At 29.7% G+C, this 19,274-nt stretch carries 17 protein-coding genes and 1 riboswitch; of the genes, 12 read left to right on the forward strand and 5 right to left on the reverse strand.

The window, feature by feature from the left end; translation table 11 throughout:
* Nucleotides 1–295 precede the first annotated feature (295 nt).
* From HMPREF1208_RS12425 to HMPREF1208_RS07565, 5 genes are all read left to right on the forward strand, one after another.
* Nucleotides 296–448: a hypothetical protein gene (locus HMPREF1208_RS12425; protein ID WP_016425758.1), complete on the forward strand. Its 153-nt coding sequence runs from the start codon at nucleotides 296–298 to the stop codon at nucleotides 446–448.
* A 189-nt stretch (nucleotides 449–637) separates the two neighbouring features.
* A complete protein-coding gene (gene dptF / locus HMPREF1208_RS07555) occupies nucleotides 638–2,185 on the forward strand; it encodes a DNA phosphorothioation-dependent restriction protein DptF (RefSeq protein WP_228480287.1) in 1,548 nt (515 codons plus the stop codon).
* Nucleotides 2,186–2,187: 2 nt separating this feature from the next.
* Entirely contained in the window at nucleotides 2,188–2,361 is a 174-nt protein-coding gene (locus HMPREF1208_RS12430) for a hypothetical protein (protein WP_016425760.1), read from the forward strand.
* Complete coding sequence (gene dptG, locus HMPREF1208_RS07560) at nucleotides 2,358–3,542, forward strand: DNA phosphorothioation-dependent restriction protein DptG (protein ID WP_016425761.1); 1,185 nt, start codon at nucleotides 2,358–2,360, stop codon at nucleotides 3,540–3,542. Before HMPREF1208_RS12430 ends, dptG begins: the two co-directional genes overlap by 4 nt.
* On the forward strand, nucleotides 3,523–8,754 hold the full coding sequence (locus HMPREF1208_RS07565) for a helicase HerA domain-containing protein (protein WP_016425762.1): 5,232 nt from the start codon (nucleotides 3,523–3,525) through the stop codon (nucleotides 8,752–8,754). Before dptG ends, HMPREF1208_RS07565 begins: the two co-directional genes overlap by 20 nt.
* A gap of 591 nt (nucleotides 8,755–9,345) precedes the next feature.
* Here the strand turns inward: HMPREF1208_RS07565 and HMPREF1208_RS07570 are convergent.
* Together HMPREF1208_RS07570 and HMPREF1208_RS07575 are read right to left on the reverse strand one after the other, a co-directional pair.
* Complete coding sequence (locus HMPREF1208_RS07570) at nucleotides 9,346–10,431, reverse strand: ABC transporter permease (RefSeq protein ID WP_016425763.1); 1,086 nt, start codon at nucleotides 10,429–10,431, stop codon at nucleotides 9,346–9,348.
* Nucleotides 10,431–11,156 carry an ABC transporter ATP-binding protein gene (locus HMPREF1208_RS07575; RefSeq protein WP_016425764.1) on the reverse strand — a complete coding sequence of 242 codons (726 nt, stop codon included), beginning with the start codon at nucleotides 11,154–11,156 and terminating at the stop codon, nucleotides 10,431–10,433. The genes HMPREF1208_RS07570 and HMPREF1208_RS07575 overlap by 1 nt, the downstream gene beginning before the upstream one ends.
* A gap of 140 nt (nucleotides 11,157–11,296) precedes the next feature.
* Here HMPREF1208_RS07575 and HMPREF1208_RS07580 point away from each other — a divergent pair, with 140 nt between their 5' ends.
* Complete coding sequence (locus tag HMPREF1208_RS07580; RefSeq protein WP_016425765.1) at nucleotides 11,297–11,800, forward strand: TetR/AcrR family transcriptional regulator; 504 nt, start codon at nucleotides 11,297–11,299, stop codon at nucleotides 11,798–11,800.
* A gap of 312 nt (nucleotides 11,801–12,112) precedes the next feature.
* Entirely contained in the window at nucleotides 12,113–12,685 is a 573-nt protein-coding gene (locus HMPREF1208_RS07585; RefSeq protein WP_016425766.1) for a helix-turn-helix domain-containing protein, read from the forward strand.
* Between the two features lie 461 nt (nucleotides 12,686–13,146).
* On the opposite strand, the gene HMPREF1208_RS11550 is transcribed toward HMPREF1208_RS07585, so the two are convergent.
* Together HMPREF1208_RS11550 and HMPREF1208_RS12655 are read right to left on the reverse strand one after the other, a co-directional pair.
* Complete coding sequence (locus HMPREF1208_RS11550; RefSeq protein ID WP_016425767.1) at nucleotides 13,147–13,389, reverse strand: hypothetical protein; 243 nt, start codon at nucleotides 13,387–13,389, stop codon at nucleotides 13,147–13,149.
* A 16-nt stretch (nucleotides 13,390–13,405) separates the two neighbouring features.
* Entirely contained in the window at nucleotides 13,406–13,648 is a 243-nt protein-coding gene (locus HMPREF1208_RS12655) for a helix-turn-helix transcriptional regulator (RefSeq protein ID WP_081635183.1), read from the reverse strand.
* A 499-nt stretch (nucleotides 13,649–14,147) separates the two neighbouring features.
* Between HMPREF1208_RS12655 and HMPREF1208_RS07595 the strand changes: the two genes are divergently transcribed.
* Nucleotides 14,148–14,300 (forward strand): beta-class phenol-soluble modulin, encoded by a 153-nt coding sequence (locus HMPREF1208_RS07595; protein WP_016425768.1) that lies wholly within the window; start codon nucleotides 14,148–14,150, stop codon nucleotides 14,298–14,300.
* A gap of 156 nt (nucleotides 14,301–14,456) precedes the next feature.
* Here HMPREF1208_RS07595 and HMPREF1208_RS07600 read toward each other — a convergent pair whose 3' ends face one another.
* Nucleotides 14,457–15,437 carry a tRNA dihydrouridine synthase gene (locus tag HMPREF1208_RS07600; RefSeq protein WP_016425769.1) on the reverse strand — a complete coding sequence of 327 codons (981 nt, stop codon included), beginning with the start codon at nucleotides 15,435–15,437 and terminating at the stop codon, nucleotides 14,457–14,459.
* A gap of 219 nt (nucleotides 15,438–15,656) precedes the next feature.
* Nucleotides 15,657–15,759: riboswitch (SAM riboswitch) on the forward strand.
* Between the two features lie 67 nt (nucleotides 15,760–15,826).
* On the opposite strand from HMPREF1208_RS07600, the gene HMPREF1208_RS12090 reads away from it, so the two are divergent.
* The 4 genes from HMPREF1208_RS12090 (at nucleotide 15,827) to HMPREF1208_RS07615 (ending at nucleotide 19,244) form a co-directional block, all read left to right on the forward strand.
* Nucleotides 15,827–16,000 carry a hypothetical protein gene (locus HMPREF1208_RS12090; protein ID WP_016425770.1) on the forward strand — a complete coding sequence of 58 codons (174 nt, stop codon included), beginning with the start codon at nucleotides 15,827–15,829 and terminating at the stop codon, nucleotides 15,998–16,000.
* Nucleotides 16,001–16,259: 259 nt separating this feature from the next.
* Nucleotides 16,260–17,309, forward strand: coding sequence for an ABC transporter permease (locus HMPREF1208_RS07605; RefSeq protein ID WP_016425771.1), 1,050 nt, complete (start codon nucleotides 16,260–16,262; stop codon nucleotides 17,307–17,309).
* Nucleotides 17,310–17,324: 15 nt separating this feature from the next.
* Nucleotides 17,325–17,987 (forward strand): ABC transporter ATP-binding protein, encoded by a 663-nt coding sequence (locus tag HMPREF1208_RS07610; protein WP_016425772.1) that lies wholly within the window; start codon nucleotides 17,325–17,327, stop codon nucleotides 17,985–17,987.
* A gap of 276 nt (nucleotides 17,988–18,263) precedes the next feature.
* On the forward strand, nucleotides 18,264–19,244 hold the full coding sequence (locus HMPREF1208_RS07615) for a LacI family DNA-binding transcriptional regulator (protein WP_016425773.1): 981 nt from the start codon (nucleotides 18,264–18,266) through the stop codon (nucleotides 19,242–19,244).
* The last annotated feature ends 30 nt before the right edge of the window (nucleotides 19,245–19,274 follow it).

The following is a 19,274-nucleotide window of genomic DNA, read 5'->3' on the forward strand; positions in this document are numbered from 1 at the left end:
ACTATATTTTAGGGGAACAACTTATTAAATAGAATTGGTGATAAACGAAAATAGTTTTCGCCAATTCTATTTTTTTGGATTAATTTTAAAAGTAACTGTAAATAATTAAGTGCTAAAAGAAAATCGCACAGAGTGTGTTCCAACAGAGTATTAGTCTTGTATAAAAAGCCAATTTAACATATGAAGCTAAAAACAGAATTTTTCCAGATATTTTATATTGTAATATAGTTAAAGATAATGAATGTTGTGATATTATAAATTATAAGAAAAATGTTTTAAAGGGTGGGATAAATTGGTGACAAAACAAGAACTTGTACAAAATTTACAAAAATACTTGAAGTCTTTTGGATTGGGGCTAACGTTTAATAATATGGATGATATAGATACTAAATTATTAAATAAAGAAATTTACAAATTAAAACTCAAAAAAAGTATAACTAATACTTAATTTTAAATTCTTTCAAAATTAAAATTTAAATTAGAGCAAATTCAAAAATATCATCATGATAGTGATTACAAAAAATTCGAGAATTATTTAAATGAAATCAATGCTTACAGCAATAAAATTACAGGAAATAACTCGAATAATTTTCAAAATATTATAAAATTTTTAAGTAGCTCCTCAAAAGAATCAATAGTGAATTCAGAAGTTTTTAGTGATTTTAATAATTATATGCATGTAAAAAGGCCTATTCAAAATAAGTTAGAAAAAGCACTAATGAACCTTAAGTACAAGGAAAAAGGAATTATATTATTAGTAGGATCTGTAGGAGATGGTAAATCACATTTACTGTCATATTTTAATAAAAAAGAGCCTAATCTATTACAGGATGTAAAAATATACAATGATGCTACTGAAAGTAATAATCCATATAAGACTGCGGTTGAAACATTAGCTAGTGAACTTGAAAATTACCATAAAGAAATTACAAAAAAACTAGTAATAGCTATTAATATAGGGATGTTGCATAACTTAAAGGAATTTCTTATTAGGGAACAAGTTGAAATGGATGTAATAAATACTATAAAAAATAGTGATATTTTTAGTACGGACGGAATGAAAGAAGATTTATATGAAGATAATGAAATTACAATAGTATCATTTATTAATGAAAAAACAAATGAAATATCCGAGGGAGAAATTAAGAACCGATTTATAAGTGATATATTTAGAAAAATATTCGGAGAAACTAATCAAAATCCTTTTTATAGAGCATTTATAGAGGATGAGGGTTTTTCCCGAAAAGAAGCTATTTATATAAATTATAAATTAATGTTAGACAAAAATGTGCAAAAAACTGTGATACATTTATTGAATAAAATACAAATTGAAAATAAAAGAATATTATCTACAAGGTCATTATTAAATTTTATTTACGATATAATTGTTCCAGAAGGTATAGAAAGAGAAAATGACTCTATGCTAGTGAATTTACTTTTTAATAATTTGGATAAATCACAAATTTTAAACTCAATTTCACAACATGATCCAGTATTATTTCAAGATAGTAAAATAGATGTTCTAAATATTGAACTTTATAATGCATTAGATTTACAAAGTAAGTGTAAAGAAATCTTTGGAGAAGAAACTTACTTAAAAGTTAGTGATTATTTATATCTTATAGAAGGATTGGCCCATAATCGTAAGTTTGAAATTATATTAAGGTTAGATTATCTTTTTAATCATGAAAAGTATGAGCCGAGTATTTTTAGAGAATATGTTTACCTTTTAGAAAATTTGCCGAAAAATATTAAGTTAAAAAAAGATTTTGTTAATAAAATTTTGATTACTATCAATAACTGGAAAGGTTCCGCAAAAAGTGGTTTTATATATACCGAATCTTTAAAACCAGAGACAAATCTAAGGATAGGGTTAAAGTTTAACCCAAAGTTAAAAAATATTAAAATAACAAATAAATTAACATTAGAAGTTGAATTTAATATACAAGAAAATATTTATTTTTTAGAAGTAGATTATAACCTATATAAATTAATGGACAAAGTAGAAAAAGGTTATCTTTTAAAAGCACAAGATATACAGGAAACAGTTATTTTTTCTGAATTTATCGATAATGTAGTGAATGATTTAGAGTCTACTGATGAAACGTTAATTAATATTCCTAATGCGAATGATACATTTGTAATTAGAGAGGGCTTTATTGGATATGAAATTGAGAGGGTGTAATAATGGAAAGTGCAAGTACATTTATAATTAATAAATTAGCTTTGAATAAAGAAAAAACAAGATATACTCGTAATTTCAAGTATAAAATATATCCATTTTTTACTAGGGAACCAGAACGTGCGCAATTTAAAGGTGGCTTTACTCCTATTATAGGGGCGATTTCAAGAAGTGTTTGAATTTAAAAATTGATTATAACGAGAAAGACTATAATATAGAGGATATATATAATAGTGTAGAGGCAGTTTCGAATTTGAGCGATGAAGATAAAATTAAATTCTTAAATAAAGTATTTGGTTATAACAATATTCATTTTATTAATCATCCCTATTTAGTTAATTACTATCCTCTTACTAATGGCCCTGAGAAAACAGGGGAAATACAAATAGCTCAATATATTACTGAAATCTTTAATTTAGAAAAAAATAATAGATGGTGTCAATTTATAGGAGATAAACAAACCAAAAATCTAGTAGAAAAAATTCTTTTAGAATCAATTGAACAGCTACCAACTACTAAAAACAAAAACCCTTTTAAATCTATTTTAAGAGATGAATTTAAAGAGAAAAATGATGATTTAAATTATTTATTAAAACATAAAGAGTTTGCATTAAAAAATATCGATAAATTTTTTGCATTTTATTATTTTCAACATATTATTCAGACGATTTTGAACTTAAATAACACTGGTAATTTAATAAATGGCACACGGATATATCCTCTATATTTCACTTTAGAAACTGAAAAGTTAACTTCTAGTAGAAAAACTAATATAAATGGTTATAATCAGATAGCTGCGTTGAAGAATTACACATTAGTAAATGATAATCTATTGGGCTATTTAAATGATATGATAAACATAATTAATAATGATACAAAATTTTACACTTTGACAGAATTATTAAATTTACCCTTTAATCAAAGACTAGAACTCAATAAAGAACTCAAAATAGTTTTAAATAAATACAAATGCATTAATATGAAGGATGAGGAATTGAGTGAGGATTTATTAACTAACATAGAAATATTTAAAAAGTGGTTAAGTGAGGATTTAGCAAAAGAAACGGTTTATAGGTATCACCTTTCAGTTGAAGATATTGGTAACTATATGTTTTTAAAAAATAGAGGTTCCTTGGGTAAAACTTTAACTTTAAAAAAGGAAATGCTAATACTTCTTACAGCTATAATTGTAAAAGAAGAAAAAATGCTGATTAAGGATGTATTTATAGAGTTCGAAAAAAGAGGCGTATTTTTCGATAGATATACTCGAGAAGAAGTAGCATCATTTTACGAAAAAATGAACATATTAGATAAAAAGAGCGATAGTGGGGATGTAAAATATGTTAAATCAGTTCTATAGTTATTTGAATAAAGAGTTATTTAAATATATCGAAAAATCTGAAGCTCATCCAGGTGATCGATTTTATTTAATTATGGATAGTGATGATGAGTTGCGAAAATTGAAAAATGTGATACATCATTCAGAAGAAGCAAAGGTACATAATTTTTATAGTAAAGAATTTAATTATGAAACCCTGTACTGTATGATAAATGAGAAAAAAGTAGTGTTTGTTTTTGCTGATGACGGTATTACTCATGATTTTCTAGTAACAGTAAGAAATAAGGTTTCTTTACAAGAAGATGAATGGGCTAACTCTATAGCCATTTTCTTTATTAAAGATGATTTAGATAGTATAACAGGTGGTGCTTTTAATCTCTCTAAAAGGGGCGCCCCATTTCATAACAAGTCATTACGAACTAACTTAGCCAATATATTAAAAAAAGAAAGCGATAAGTTAGGCGATGAAGAAGTTGAAATATTAAAGTTCGTTGTTGATAAGAATTTTGATGATGAACTAGTTAGGTATGCATTGATTGACTTCGAAGCGGTTTATAGCATAATTGAACAAGGTTTTATTAGTAAAGATGATTATTTTAGATTGGGTTTGTTCAAAGATAAACAAATTAATACCTATAAAGATAAAGAGATTTTTAAAAGATTAGAAGAAAATAGACAGCTATTTGACGTTGTTCAGTCTATTCATGAAAGAGGAACTACTAAAGAAGAAATAAAGGAAAAATTTGAGGGTAATGCAATAAAGTCTTTAGAAAAAGATCAATGGTATGAAACTGAATTTGAAGTAGTAAAGAGAAGTAAAGACGCTAATGATGAGAGGAAAAAAGTTCAAATAGAATTTCTTGAAGAAGAATTTAGAAAGCAGTTTAAAAATATCGAAATTTGGGATAAGTCAGCAGGACATACAAAGACCAAAAAAAGGGAAAGAAATATAATTATATTTAAGAATAAAGAGTCAATAAACAGACTTATTTTGCCTTTTAGTAGGATAATTGACATAAATACAAACAATATTGTTACTTGTGGTATTAAACTACTAGATTTAAGTAATAATAAAAAAGTCGACATTAAATTCTCTACCCGTAATAAAAGCGACTTAGTTTTGGATTTAAGCCAGTTAGACTCTGAAAATGAGTATTATTTCGAATTCACTTATAGACATAATAATAGTAGCTCACTATCTTTTAAATTTAAAATACTATTAATAAATTTTGAAGAAAAATTGATTGGACACATTAAAACTAAATATAATTTGAAATATGATAATAAGGATAAAAAGGTTGAATTTAGTATAGCTGGAGTAAATAGCTTGCTGAAATTAAATGAATGTAATGAGCATAAAGTAGTAGTAAATGAAGTTGGTGAAAATTATTCGCCACAAGATTATTCCAGTTATGATTTTTCACCCCTAGTAAAAAAGGATAATGATAACATTTATATGGTTTTAAAAATTAATAACGTATCCTATAAATTCAAGTTGAAAGAAGTTCTCAATAAGCCTGTTCCTTTGAGTAGCATAAGTCTATTAAGGTTAATATATAATCAACAAGTATCTGGAAGTCTTGATGAGAATTTAGTTAAAGTAGGTACAGAAGAGTTTTACCTATACAATGATTTTAAAGAAACTATAAAAATCGAAGATAAAATGATTAAAGAAAATTATATGACCATTAGATTTGAAAGCGATATAATGACTGGGAAACAGCTTGAACTAGATAATCAAATTTTAGAAGCCTATACAAATTTTTGTGAATTAATTTTATCCAAAAATACATTACCAAGTTTATTATATTATGATCAAGAAGTAATAGAATGTGCAGAAAAATATTGTAAAGCTGTTGAAGAAGTTTTAATCGGTTTAAAAGATAATGAAAAAATCATTGATAAAAAGGTATTAAACCTCCATGAATTAGGAGTTGTTTATAAAAACGAAAATATCTATTTATCAGCGCTACACCCTTTAATTGTTAGATATGAAATTGAAAAAACTAAATCTTTTATGCAAGGTGTTACAAACGAAAAAGTCTTTGTTAAGTATAATCCTTCAAGTTTACTGCCTTATTATGTAGATAATCAAAGTAATTTTTATTTTTCAGAAGTATCTGATTCCAACTTTAGATGGCTAATATATAAGCCATATGAATCTTCTAATAAAATGACTTCAGAAAAAATGAGATATATTATAAAAACAAGAATGTTTGATTTTAAGGTGCATTTTAATTATTTATTCAGTGTTAATCCAAATTTTTCGTTTAAGGTTAAATTTTCTGGAATAAAAGATAAAAAGGTGGCTATACAAGGGATAATAGATTATATATTTGAAGAGCTTAAAGGTGCTTCTAATTTATATAAAGTTAACTCGATAGATGCTTATTTTGACAAAAGCGAAAACATTGATGAGATATTTAATTTTTACAATATTTTATCTTATAATGAATTGAATGATTTATTTGATATTTCTGTACCAAGTAAAGTCAAAAGAAAGTTTGAAGAAGAAGATGTTATTGAATTATTAAAAAGAAAAATTAATATTTTTACTACTAATAACAAGATATTAACGCATATAACATTTTTTAATTTTAATCAGCCACCTAAATTTAGTTTTAACAATTTGAATGAAATAGAATCATCTGTTACTAACAAAGGCTTACTTTCTAGTGTAAGTTATACTCAATTGGGCGATACTTATCTCTCTGGGTTTGGTATTAAGGGAATTTCAGATGATTACTTATTAATTAATAGTGCAAAACTTTGGAATAGCTTTGTTTCGAATAATCAAAATCATCATTTAAATCCTTATAAAGTTAATGAGGGTATTGTTAATAATATTAGTAGTATTGAAAATCAAAATTTAGAAGAAGTATTCAATAACACCAACTGGGTTACCTTTATAGACCCATCTGTAGATTTATCCTATTTTAATAATGAAGATTATAATCTATATATTATTCACTATAATGATCAAACTTCTTCCTTTAATTATGAGTCTATAACTGTAACAAATAATACTATGCAATACAGTAATATTTTAAAAGAATTTTTATACAAAGTTAATGTTAATTATGAGCCTAAAAATATAGAAAACATTATACGTTCCTTTAACATCCTAAACGGCGAATGGTTATTAAAAGTTATTGGAAGTAAATCATCACGTGGACATGCTACTAATAATTCTGTAAAAGAGAAACTAAGTATTGTTTCTGCATACAAACAAGTTTTAACAATTTTAGATAATGATTATATTAAATGGATACCTATTTCTTTAGAAGAAATAATAAGGGTGAGTAGACAACAAGGTCTTGAATCCAGTTCAGACATTTTTTCGGCAAAAGAATTAAACTATCAAGGATCTATATCGGATGATTTATTATTTATTGGATTGGAATACGACAAGTCTGAAGTAACTGTTCACTTTATGCCAGTAGAAGTAAAAGTTGGAATAAACAATAGTAATGTCGTTTCTAAAGCTAAGTCTCAAGTCTCACATTTATATAATTTATTAAATGAAGAGATAATAATTGATTCAGAAGAAAAGTTAAATCAAAATTTTTATAGACAGTTTTTCTTAAATCTTTATTTTGGTAACTTAAAAAAATTCCTGGAAAATGGAGTTATTGATAGCGAAGACTATCTAAAGATTTTTAACGACAAATCAACGATAATGAATAATCAAATTAAGTATTCAAGTGCAATTAATGAAAATTATGGTAAAGGTATGATTGTACTATTTACAGAAGAAAATCCATACAGAAAAGTATTGATAGATCAAAAAGATAAAGTCATCGAAGTTCATTATAATCAATTAGATGCCTACGAAGATGCAGAAAAATCATTAAGCAAAGTTAAGAAAGAAGTGGCTAGTGGTACTAAAGGTATAGATTTAAAGCTGTTGCTTTCGCAGTATGTTGATGAAGTTAAAAACTCTAATAATATATATCCAATAGTTGAAGATGAACACAAACCATTGAAAGAAATCAATGACAAACTAAAAGAAATAAATGTCGAAAGTAGCGAATTAAATTTTGAGAAAGAAATATTAGGCAATGAGAAAGATAAAAACAAAGAAGAGTATTTATTAGATATAGAAAATGAAAATAGAGATTTGAAAAATATACGTATCCCATTGGGTAGTATAGTGGGGAGTAACCAAACTTTATACTGGGAATATGGCAATCCTAAATTATCAAATAGACATCTATTAATAAGTGGTAAATCTGGCCAAGGAAAAACGTATTTCATGCAATGCTTATTATATGAGATGGCAAAAGCTAAGATTGATAGCTTAGTTATTGATTATACCGATGGATTTTTATTACATCAATTAGAGAGTGATTTTGTGGAAACTTTAGGTGATGACTTAGTAAATAAATATATTTTTAAAGATAAGTTACCAATTAATCCTTTTAAAAAGAAAGAAATTGATTTAGGTGGTTTTAAAGTTCCTGAAGAAAATGATGATGTAGCAGATAGAGTTGTTCAAAATATAGACTTTGTATTTAATTTGGGTATACAACAAAGTAGTTTATTGAAGGAAGCTATTATAGAAGGGCTAAATATATACGGAGAAAGTTTTACGTTTACTAAACTTAAGAATCGACTTATTGAAAGTGAAGATAACTCGTCATTAAAACTTGTGGGTAGAATAAGTAAATTGCTCGATAAGGATCCATTTTTATATGACAAAAATAACTTTTCTTGGAATCAAATATTTAGCAACCAAGGAAAAGTGCATATTTTTCAATTAAAAGGTTATGTAGCAGATATTCAAAAAATTATTACAGAATTCATTTTATGGGATTTATATAATTATACTGAAAGTAATGGCGATAAGGACACGCCAATACCAGTATTGTTGGATGAGATGCAAAATCTTAACCATAAAGAAAGTTCTCCTACCACAAAGATATTAAAAGAAGGAAGAAAGTTTGGTTGGTCTTCATGGTTAGCTACACAATCAATAAGCAGTATAAAAAATAGTGGGGATATTTCTTCTTTATTTAATGCTGCTCTTCAAATACACTTTGCACCTCCTGAAGATCAAATTAATTTTATAAGTAAAATGATTACCTCAGATAATAATATAAGAAAGCAACTAGAAAATGATCTTTCAAAATTAGGTAAAGGCGAATGTCTAGTTAACGGATATGCAAATATCAACGGTGAGCTAAGAAAAATAGTGGAAAAAATTAAAGTTAGCCCTTTTAGCAAAAGATAATTTATCATAAGATTATAATTTTATTTTAATTATAAAACGAGCTGAATTTTTTTGAGTTGTAGAAAATGTCTTCAAATATGAAGGTTTTGAAGGCTGTTTACTACATAAAACCATAATTTATAGTATAAGTAGACATGCTATACTGATTTAATAGATTGGACTGATGGACTTAGTGATTCAATTTCATCAGTCCGATTTTTTTCTATGAGTAAAAAAATCAATCAGAAAAGCTTTTTAAAGACAAAATATTCAATTCTCTAAAAGTACCAAAAGAAAGTCGTAAATGGGATTGCCTGAATCGCATTTCTCAATCGCATCAAAAAAGCTAATTTAATACTGCACTTATAAACTCTTTTAAGAGTTTATTTTGGTTGTGTAAATGGCGGTTAAAAAATGTAGGAAAATGACGGAATAAAAATGCTGTTTTTCCCGCATTTTTTAATTATTTTTCTCTTATAGCTTATAGATTTCCTTGCTAATGAATAGAAAAGAAATTACATTCTATTTCAAGTATTAAATATATGAAAAGTGATTTACCATTTTCAAACTGCTAGAAAGTGATAATCTCAATTCACCATAATTATTGATGTATTATACTTTGCGATATCGTTTAAGGCCAATGATATTTAAAGCAATAAATAAAATGATGAAAACAAAAAGTATAAGGATGTCGAACCAAATGTTAGACCATCCTTGGCCCTTAATCATAATGTTAGTTAAAGCATCACCAGCATAGCGCAGTGGAAATAGATATCCAATATTACTTAACCAAGATGGCATATTTTCTAGTGGGAAGATACCCGAAAAGAATACTTGTGGAATAGCAACAATAGGGATAAATTGAACCATTTGGAATTCTGAGTTAGCAAATGTGGAAATAAATATTCCCATTACTAAAGCGGTGATTGCTAATAAAATATTGACGAGTAAGACATACACTAGACTACCTGCTAAATTGATACTTAATAAATAGATTGAGAAAAATACAATGATTAAAGTCTGAATGATAGCGAAGATGCCATAGCCTAGCAAATAACCAAAAAAAATTTCACTTCTTCTAATTGGTGTAGCAAGTACTCGTTCTAAAGTTCCAGTTGTGCGTTCTCTCAATAAGGCGATACCTGAAATAAGAAAAACGAATAAAAAGACAAAGAATCCCATAAGAATTGGAAACATTTTATCAAAATAGTTGCTATTCTTATCCCCGTACAAATAACGATTGTCTAATTGAATGTCTTCAGAACCTTTATTTTGACTGGATTGTGGTAAGGAATTCAAAACTTTTTTTACATTATCCATTTTATCTTTTTGAATAGACTGATGGAGTAATTGCTTAATTGAACTGGATTTACTTGGATCTTCATTGGTATATATGACATGTAAAGTCTGATGCTCTTGATAAATAAATGCATCGAGATGATGTTGTTCAATTTTAGACTTAATTTTAGAATTAGACTTAAAATCTTTCAATTTAATGTCATCATTTGTGATGTGATCAGTGATTTTGTTCGATACAGAGTCGGCCACTCCAATTTTTAAAGATGTGTCTTCATCAGAATTAAAGATAAAATACATTAATGTAAGCACTAATAATGGTGCTAAGAACATAAGTGCTAATGTACGTTTATCTTTAAGTAATTCAATTGTGACACGTTGAATCATTGCTAAAAGCTTCATTAGTGTTTAACCTCCTCTGCTTTTATAAAGACTTCTTCAATCGTTTTAACTTTAAATTTCTGTTTTAATTCTTCTGGTGTGCCTAGTGCGAAAAGCCGACCTTCTACGATGAGTCCTATTTTGTCACAACGCTCTGCTTCGTCCATAACATGCGTTGTTATTATGACGCTTTTGCCTTGTTGAGTTAAATTCTTCAATTGACTCCATATTTGTTGTCTAAGTTTAGGATCAATGCCAACAGTAGGTTCATCTAATATAATAAGGCTCGGATTAGATAATAACGTAATTGCCAACGATAAACGACGCTTCATACCTCCTGAAAAGGTGTTTACTGTTTTATTTAATACATCTTCTAAGTTGACCAAACTTAAGTTTTTAGAAATACTTTCTGTTAATTGATTACCTTTAAGTCCTGCGAGATGACCAAAAAAGTTTAGATTCTCTTTTGCAGATAATGATTCATAGAGTGAGTTAGATTGTCCCATATAGCCAATATGGCTTAATACACGACGGTGTGGCATGCTATGATTAAATACTTCTGTGCGCCCTGAATTTAATTTTTCCATCCCCAGTAAGCACTTAATTGTGGTAGTTTTACCAGATCCGCTTGGTCCGATTAGTCCTAATAACTCTCCTTCTTGAATATTCAAACTAATATCATCTAAAACTTTATGTTTATCATAAAACTTAACGGCATTGGTTATTTTCGCGATAGTCCGAGCCATGTTATGACCTCCTTATTTGACACTGTGTTTAATTACTGTATATTCAATATAAATTATTTTTCTTAGATTGAACGCGTAAATTTGAAATAATCAGACATATCATTCATAAATGTTCAATAATGTTTAGGAGAGGTTAACTCATGTATGAAGAAATCATTGATAAACGTGTGTATAAAACGTTAATGAAAATTGAAAAAGGTATGATTCTATTATTAAAAACTAAATCTTATAAGGAGATAACTGTCAAAGATATTTGTCGTGAAAGTAATATTAGTAGGGGGACTTTTTATCAACATTATCAAGATAAAGAGGACTTCCTGTATCAATATCAAACATCAGTGATGAAAAAGGCTAAAAGAAAGTTGAAAGACGCTCAATTTGATCAGCGACTGCAATTTTTTGAATATGTATTAAATTTTTGGATTCATGATGGAGAATTATTACTGTTACTCCTGAAGGATCATAGTGCTTATATGATTCACCAAGATATGAAGAAGAATCTACAACAAAATATTGAAGTTCGTTTAGTACCGATAGTGGATACGTCTTCACTAACAAATAAAGAAAAATATTTTCTTATCATATTTATGAGTAATGCAATCTTTGGTATTTTACAAGATTGGGTCCAAAGAGGAGGAATATAATCTCCTAAAGAATTGACAGTTATTATAGATAAGATTTTCAAAACAGTATTTGTTTAATGAAGATGGTTGTTTGTCACAAATACAAGCCTATTACGGTGGTTATGTAAATTAATAGATTCACGTAATATTAAAAAATACAGATTGCTTCAAGGGAAAGAAAAAAATTGGAGATATAATCATTAAATAAGCATAAATTTCCTGGGAAATAAGAGCTATAAGTACATACATAGTTCTTTTTTACTATATTATAAAGACATTAGATGGTGTGAAACGCTTTAACAGGTTATGTTGATTATAAAGGAGCTGTTATATGTGGATGTAGGCAATCAGATTAGATATTACAGAAAAGAAAATAAACTATCTCAAGTAGAATTAGCAGAAAAGATCTATGTATCAAGCCAAACCATTTCTAATTGGGAGAATGAGAGAAGTTATCCTGACCTCCATAATTTGATTGCGCTTACTTCCTTGTTTAACGTTTCTTTAGATGAACTTGTTAAAGGAGATGTTTTAAAAATGAAGAATGCAATAGATCTTAGTAATATGGATAAGTATGCAAAATTAATGATATTGTTTACAGTATTGAGTGCTATTGCACTAGGGGCAGCCTTAAAATTTAGTGATGGATGGTTTGGGTTGCTAGTTCCAGCTATTTTATGGATAATTTCGTTTTATTTCTCTTTAAAGATTGAGCGACTGAAGAAAAAATATGATGTTCAAACGTATAAAGAAATCTTGGATTATATGGAAAATGGGGAGAAGAGAACTATAGTGTACAGAAACAACACAAAATACTTTATTGAAAATACAGTAACAGTTATAAGTTTTGTAGCAATCTTTTTAATTCTAGTATTAATCAGTATATTTTTATTTGATTTATTATAAAGGAACACCTGATAAATCTTCATTTAATATTTTACCAATCACAAAAAACACTTCCACTCAATTTTTCACTTTATGTGTCCTGTGTAATGGGGGATATCAAAATATGACTGGTGAGTAAAATCTAGAGGTTAATAAATGAAGTATTTTAATCTAAAACATTATACCGCTATACCCAAAAGCAACAGATGACATCATCTGCTGCTTTTATTTTCTTTCCATATGTTCTTCTATCTCTTCTAGTGTTACGACCGTTACTATAAGAATGATGTTAACTATCGTTGTTCCATAAGGGATATCTGGAACATTAAACCATAACAAGTCATAATCAAAGAAAAAATGTCCTATCCAATAGATAAATCTGGCTATTAGGAGAAAGTATAGGACAGCGATAAAGAATTTTACAATCTTTAACAAAATAGTTTAACGCACTGCTATCATCTTCAAAGTTCAAGTTTATTGGCTTAGTAGGTAAATTTTGTAGCTTCTGTCTTAACGAATGCTGAGAATTTCACGCGCTGACCTTTATAGTCCTGAGAAGAGATACTTTGCATCAATGTCCCGAATGTATTCTCATTATACGAAGACGCTTCATGAATTGATGCAGATTGTTTGCCACTATGGTATTCTCTTGAATCAAGCTTTACTTCATACATTTGAGGTGCGGTTCCAGAAATAATCCATCCTTTAATATCTTCTGTTGTCATATCTACTTCCTTCTCACTAATTTATGAAATACCCCTCATTAACTTGCGATGGTAAACCGTAAACTGCTTTAAAGCTTCTAGAGAACGCCTCTTGAGACTGAAAATTAAGCATAAAGGCGATATCGATGATACTCATATCTGTATAGAGTAGATAATGTGATGCATGAGCAATGCGTCTACTTGAAATATAATTGTAGAATGTGTAGCCTGTCTTTTTCTTGAAAATTCGCATCAAATGAAACTTAGAATAACCCGTCATCTGTACATAGTCATCTAGACCATAGTTCTCAAGTAGATTCTCTTCAACAAGCTGAATAATTTTATGAATACTTTCCTCATCTATACCTTACCACCTCATCCATATTGTAATAGAAATGAAAATATTGTTTTTGATAAATGTTGCTATTCATTACAATAAGCACGTTTTCAATATTTGTTATACTGTTATCCGGTATATTATCGGAGCAATAATAAAACAATTTATCTTTTCAAAGCAATTAGAAAACTTCTTATGAGCATTTTTCAATATATTCATAAGACCTATTTTTACTATTCTAATGATCATAAAATGACGCTGTTAAAAGATAGATTACAATTACGAACAAATTGATATATATTAAATAATATATATGCAAATGGTTATTATAGACATATAATTAAAAACCACATTATTTTACAAAACCTTAATATTGAATTTTAATTTTATTAAAAAAGAGATGATACACTATATATAGATTGATTAAAGGGGGGAATTAAAAGTGGAAAATATTTCAAAATTAGGTGAAGCAATTGCTAACACAGTATCAGCTGCTCAATCAGGTGATCACTTTGAATTAGCTAAAAGCATCGTGAATATCGTTGCTAGTGCTGGTGGCATTCTTCAAGATGTTGCACATGCATTCGGTTATTAAGTTGTAGCTTACATAGTTATTCTTATGTAAGATTTACAAAAGAAGGATAGGTACTTTTAAAATGCCTAGCCTTCTTTTTACAACTAAAAAAGGTTGTATAATTTTTGAACTGAACCCCTCGTGTTGGGCACATAAAAGAAAAATTAATTCATTATTTTAAGTTAGTGTACGATTTTCCATTTGTGCTTCGAATGCATCGAGTAGTTCGCGTGCTTCAGCGATAGATTCAGTATTCATCAATTGATGGCGAAGTTGGCTCGCCCCTTTAATATCACGCACATATATTTTGAAGAATCTACGTAAACTTTTAAATTGACGGTCTTCATCTTTGTTATATTTTTGAAATAATGATAAATGTAATCTCAATAAATCTAATAGCTCTTTACTAGTGTGTTCACGGGGCTCTTTTTCAAAAGCAAACGGATTATGGAATATGCCTCTACCAATCATAATGCCATCGACACCATATTTTTCGACAAGTTCAAGCCCTGTTTGTCGATCTGGAATATCGCCGTTAATCGTTAATAATGTATCTGGCGCAATCTCATCACGTAAGTTCTTAATGGCTTCAATTAACTCCCAATGTGCATCAACCTTACTCATCTCTTTACGTGTACGAAGGTGGATGGATAAATTTGCGATATCTTGTTCCAAAACATGTTTTAACCAATCTTTCCACTCATCTATTTCGTAATAGCCTAGACGTGTTTTAACACTTACCGGTAGCCCACCTGCTTTAGTAGCTTGAATAATTTCAGCAGCAACTTCAGGTCTTAGAATAAGTCCAGAGCCCTTACCTTTTTGGGCGACGTTTGCTACAGGACAGCCCATATTTAAATCAATACCTTTAAAACCCATTTCAGCTAAGCCGATACTCATTTCACGGAATTGTTCAGGTTGATCGCCCCAAATATGTGCCACCATTGGCTGTTCGTCTTCGCTAAAAGTTAAGCGACCACGAACGCTGTGGATGCCCTCTGGGTGACAAAAACTTGCAGTATTCGTAAATTCAGTAAAAAACACATCAGGTCTTGCTGCTTCACTCACAACGTGACGAAAGACGATATCCGTCACATCCTCCATAGGTGCCAAAATAAAAAATGGCCGCGGCAATTCACGCCAAAAATTTTCCTTCATAATATATTTAAACCTTCTTCTTTATTAGTATCTCGCATTTTTACGCATAATGATATTACCACAGAGAGTAAATATATACAAAATGAATGTGTCAAATAACTAGGTGCAAGTCTAATTATTTTGATTTACTACTTATTTTTCAATCTATATTAAATTTGTAGATTTTTAAATGGCCATGTTCAAATAGTTTTATGTTATAATGAGATTAATAAAATAGTTCTCTTATTAAGAGTGAGTGGAGGGATTTGGCCCTTAGAAACTCCAGCAACAGCTAAAATGCGATGTGCTAATTCCAACAGTATTTAATACTGAAAGATGAGAAGATGTGTAAAGCTCTTCTTAATTTGAAGAGCTATTTTATTGTATATCATTTTAAAGGTGGTTATATGATGAAAACGTGTCGTGAACTATATGCAGAATTAGAATATTGGGACCAGTATCAACCTAATAACGCTTCGAGCAGTATCTTAAAACAAGCCATGCGTAATCAAATTAAGTCTCAAATTCGTGACCAGATTGATGTCTCTAAAAATAAAGATACCATTCTGAAAATCACAAATTAGTCTCCATAGTCATTGTTAAAGATGGAAAAATAATAGCTCTATGATGATTTTAACAATCATCTTAGGGCTTTCTTTATAGTCAAAACAGAATCCATTTAAAAAAATACAAATTTCTAATATAGTGTTTTCTTTTAATGAAAAAGATACATTCTAGATATTTTTGAATGTTGAAGGGTATAATTTGATACATAATGATTTTAAGCCTTTTCCTTCATGTACTTAAAATACATAGGCTGTTATGAATCCAAAGGGGGCACTTATGTTTCTTGCATGGAATGAAATTAAACGAAATAAGCTGAAATTCAGCTTGATTATTGGTGTGTTAATGATGATTAGTTATTTGCTTTTTTTACTGTCAGGTTTAGCGAGTGGCTTAATGAATATGAATAGAGAAGGTATCGATAAGTGGCATGCAGATGCGATTATTTTAAATAAAGATGCTAACCAAACTGTGGAACAATCTGTGTTTAATAAAAAGGATGTTCCAGAATCGTACAAACAACAAGCAACCTTAAAACAGTCAGGTGTCATTATTTCAAATGGTAGTCATAAAGAAAACGCGTTGTTGTTTGGTGTGGCTGAAAATTCTTTTCTAATACCCAAAATCATTGAAGGCAAGATGTTTAAATCTAATGATGAAGTCGTTGCGGATCAAACTTTAAAAGAAAAGGGATTTAAAGTAGGCGATCAATTATCACTTTCAAAATCTGACGAGAAGTTAAAAATAGTGGGATTTAGTGAAAGTGCGAAATATAATGCTTCTCCAGTGCTTTTTTCTAACCAAAAAACGATACAGAAGATTAATCCGACTTTAGATGAATCTAAGGTTAATGCAATTGTAGTACGTGATCAAAATTGGCATCAAAAAGATTTAAATGCGCATTTAGAAGCGATTGGGATTGATAAGTTTATTAAAAACTTACCCGGCTATACAGCTCAGAATTTAACTTTAAACTTTATGATTTCATTTTTATTTATTATTTCAGCAACTGTGATAGGTATATTTTTATATGTCATCACTTTACAAAAGACGAATTTGTTTGGTGTTTTAAAAGCACAAGGATTTACAAATGGTTACTTAGCCAAAGTGGTTTTATCACAAACCTTGATTATTGCAGTGATTGGAACAGTGATAGGGCTTATTTTAACTTTAATCACAAGTGCATTTCTACCAAGTGTTGTGCCTATTAAATTTAATATCGTCACATTACTGATATACGGTGTTGTGCTTATCGTTGTATCACTATTAGGAAGTTTATTCTCAATCTTAACGATTAGAAAAGTGGATCCACTAAAAGCTATTGGCTAAAGGAGTGTGTAAGAAATGTTAGAATTCAAAAATGTGACGAAATACTTTCGAGATGGTAATAAAAAAATAGAAGCTGTCAAACCGACTTCCCTTAAGTTTGAATCAAACGAACTTATTGCGATTATTGGACCCTCAGGCTCTGGGAAAAGCACATTTTTAACGATGGCAGGCGCACTCCAAACGCCATCTTCTGGTGAAATTCTCATTAATGGTAAGGAAGTCTCAGGGATGTCTCAAAAAGCCTTGGCGCATACACGGATGCAGGAGATTGGCTTCATTTTGCAAGCGACAAATCTTGTGCCATTTTTAACGGTAAAGCAACAATTTCAATTATTAAAAAAACAGAAAAAAGACGTGTTAAGCACACAAGAATATCAACAATTGATGGCACAATTAAATCTTGAAGACATTGAAAATCAATTGCCTAGTGAAATATCTGGAGGTCAAAAACAGCGTGTCGCAATAGCCAAAGCATTGTACACCAAACCCTCAATTATATTAGCTGATGAACCGACAGCCTCTCTAGATACACAAAACGCTATGGAAGTGATGAAAATATTAAAAGAACAGACACAAGAAAAAAATAAAACATGCATTGTCGTGACACATGACGAACGGCTTACGACATATTGCGATAAAGTTTACTATATGGAAGATGGCGTCTTATCAGCAACTTAAATCTATGAAGGGTCAGAGTAGATTATAATGGTAACGATGGATTCAAAAATCAACAAAAAAGCTATGAAAAATCTTGCGTTTGAAGGTTTGAATCTAATGATAAGAAATTTAGCGAGATATAATAAGATAAATATGTGATAGCGATGAGACAATCACTAACCAATGAATTACGCGTATCTAATGGTTTAGAGGGTTTAAAACTACATAGGTTCTAAGTTGTGAATGGTACGCTGAGATGTCTATATTTATGCTATGATAGACCTTGAGGTGAACGTGATGAATATTAGTGATATCGCAAGACTTGCGCAGGTGTCGAAGAGTACGGTGTCTCGATATTTAAATGGCGGTTCAATTAGTGAAAAGACGCGTCAAAAAATTGAGCGTGTTGTGAAGGAGACGGGTTACAGTCCGAATCAATTTGCACAAAGTTTAAAGGCAAAGCGTACACAGATGATGGGCGTGATTGTACCTCGTTTGAGTTCTTATGCTTCGAACCAAACGTTGTACGGGATTGAGACGTATTTGAGAACTAAAAAATATCAAACCATGATCGTCAATACCGATTTGGATCAACAGCTTGAGATTAATGCGATATACACACTTGCGAAGAATAAAGTGGATGGCATTATTTTATTTGCGACGACACTTACAGATGCACATGTGAAGGCGATTCATACGGTTAATGTGCCGGTGATATTAGTGGGGCAGTCTTATGAGGGGATTCCTTCGATTGTCCAAAATGATTATGAAGCAGGCCGGTTGATAGGGCGTTACTTTGGATCGGGTCATTTTAAACGCATTGCCTACTTTGGTGTGGATGCGTCCGATAAAGCGGTTGGGATCCATAGACGTCGGGGTGTCTTAGATGGGCTAGCGGAGTCGGATCAACAGGCTGATATTTATACGACATCGTTTAAATTGAGCGATGCACAGGCGTTAGCAAAATCAGTGATTCATGAATACGAAGCGGTGATTTGTGCGACAGACAATATCGCATTAGGTGTGTTAAAAGTAGCACTGGATTTAAAAATGGATGTGCCTAAGTCATTGTCAATTTCTGGATTCGGTGGTTATGAGACAACATCTATTGTCACACCTATGATTACAACAATTGTTTTTCCTTACGAAGAGACAGGTCGTATTGCAGCATTGTCTATGATGAAATTGTTAGAAGGTGAAAAAGTACCATTAGTTCAGCGCATGGATTTCTATATCGACGAAAAAGAAAGCGTTGACATTTATCGTTATAAAAAGTAAAATTCGCAGTGTAAAGCATTTTACTTTTTT

The organism is Staphylococcus sp. HGB0015 (assembly GCF_000411275.1).
In the GTDB taxonomy this organism is placed as follows: domain Bacteria; phylum Bacillota; class Bacilli; order Staphylococcales; family Staphylococcaceae; genus Staphylococcus; species Staphylococcus schleiferi.

Bases quoted from the DNA above. Each gene is read 5' to 3' on its own strand.
- HMPREF1208_RS12430 (WP_016425760.1), top strand. From the start codon at position 2,188: ATGGAAAGTGCAAGTACATTTATAATTAATAAATTAGCTTTGAATAAA.
- HMPREF1208_RS07565 (WP_016425762.1), top strand. From the start codon at position 3,523: ATGTTAAATCAGTTCTATAGTTATTTGAATAAAGAGTTATTTAAATAT.
- HMPREF1208_RS07570 (WP_016425763.1), bottom strand. From the start codon at position 10,431: ATGAAGCTTTTAGCAATGATTCAACGTGTCACAATTGAATTACTTAAA.
- HMPREF1208_RS07575 (WP_016425764.1), bottom strand. From the start codon at position 11,156: ATGGCTCGGACTATCGCGAAAATAACCAATGCCGTTAAGTTTTATGAT.
- HMPREF1208_RS07580 (WP_016425765.1), top strand. From the start codon at position 11,297: ATGTATGAAGAAATCATTGATAAACGTGTGTATAAAACGTTAATGAAA.
- HMPREF1208_RS11550 (WP_016425767.1), bottom strand. From the start codon at position 13,389: ATGACAACAGAAGATATTAAAGGATGGATTATTTCTGGAACCGCACCT.
- HMPREF1208_RS12655 (WP_081635183.1), bottom strand. From the start codon at position 13,648: ATGACGGGTTATTCTAAGTTTCATTTGATGCGAATTTTCAAGAAAAAG.
- HMPREF1208_RS07600 (WP_016425769.1), bottom strand. From the start codon at position 15,437: ATGAAGGAAAATTTTTGGCGTGAATTGCCGCGGCCATTTTTTATTTTG.
- HMPREF1208_RS12090 (WP_016425770.1), top strand. From the start codon at position 15,827: ATGAAAACGTGTCGTGAACTATATGCAGAATTAGAATATTGGGACCAG.
- HMPREF1208_RS07605 (WP_016425771.1), top strand. From the start codon at position 16,260: ATGTTTCTTGCATGGAATGAAATTAAACGAAATAAGCTGAAATTCAGC.
- HMPREF1208_RS07610 (WP_016425772.1), top strand. From the start codon at position 17,325: ATGTTAGAATTCAAAAATGTGACGAAATACTTTCGAGATGGTAATAAA.
- HMPREF1208_RS07615 (WP_016425773.1), top strand. From the start codon at position 18,264: ATGAATATTAGTGATATCGCAAGACTTGCGCAGGTGTCGAAGAGTACG.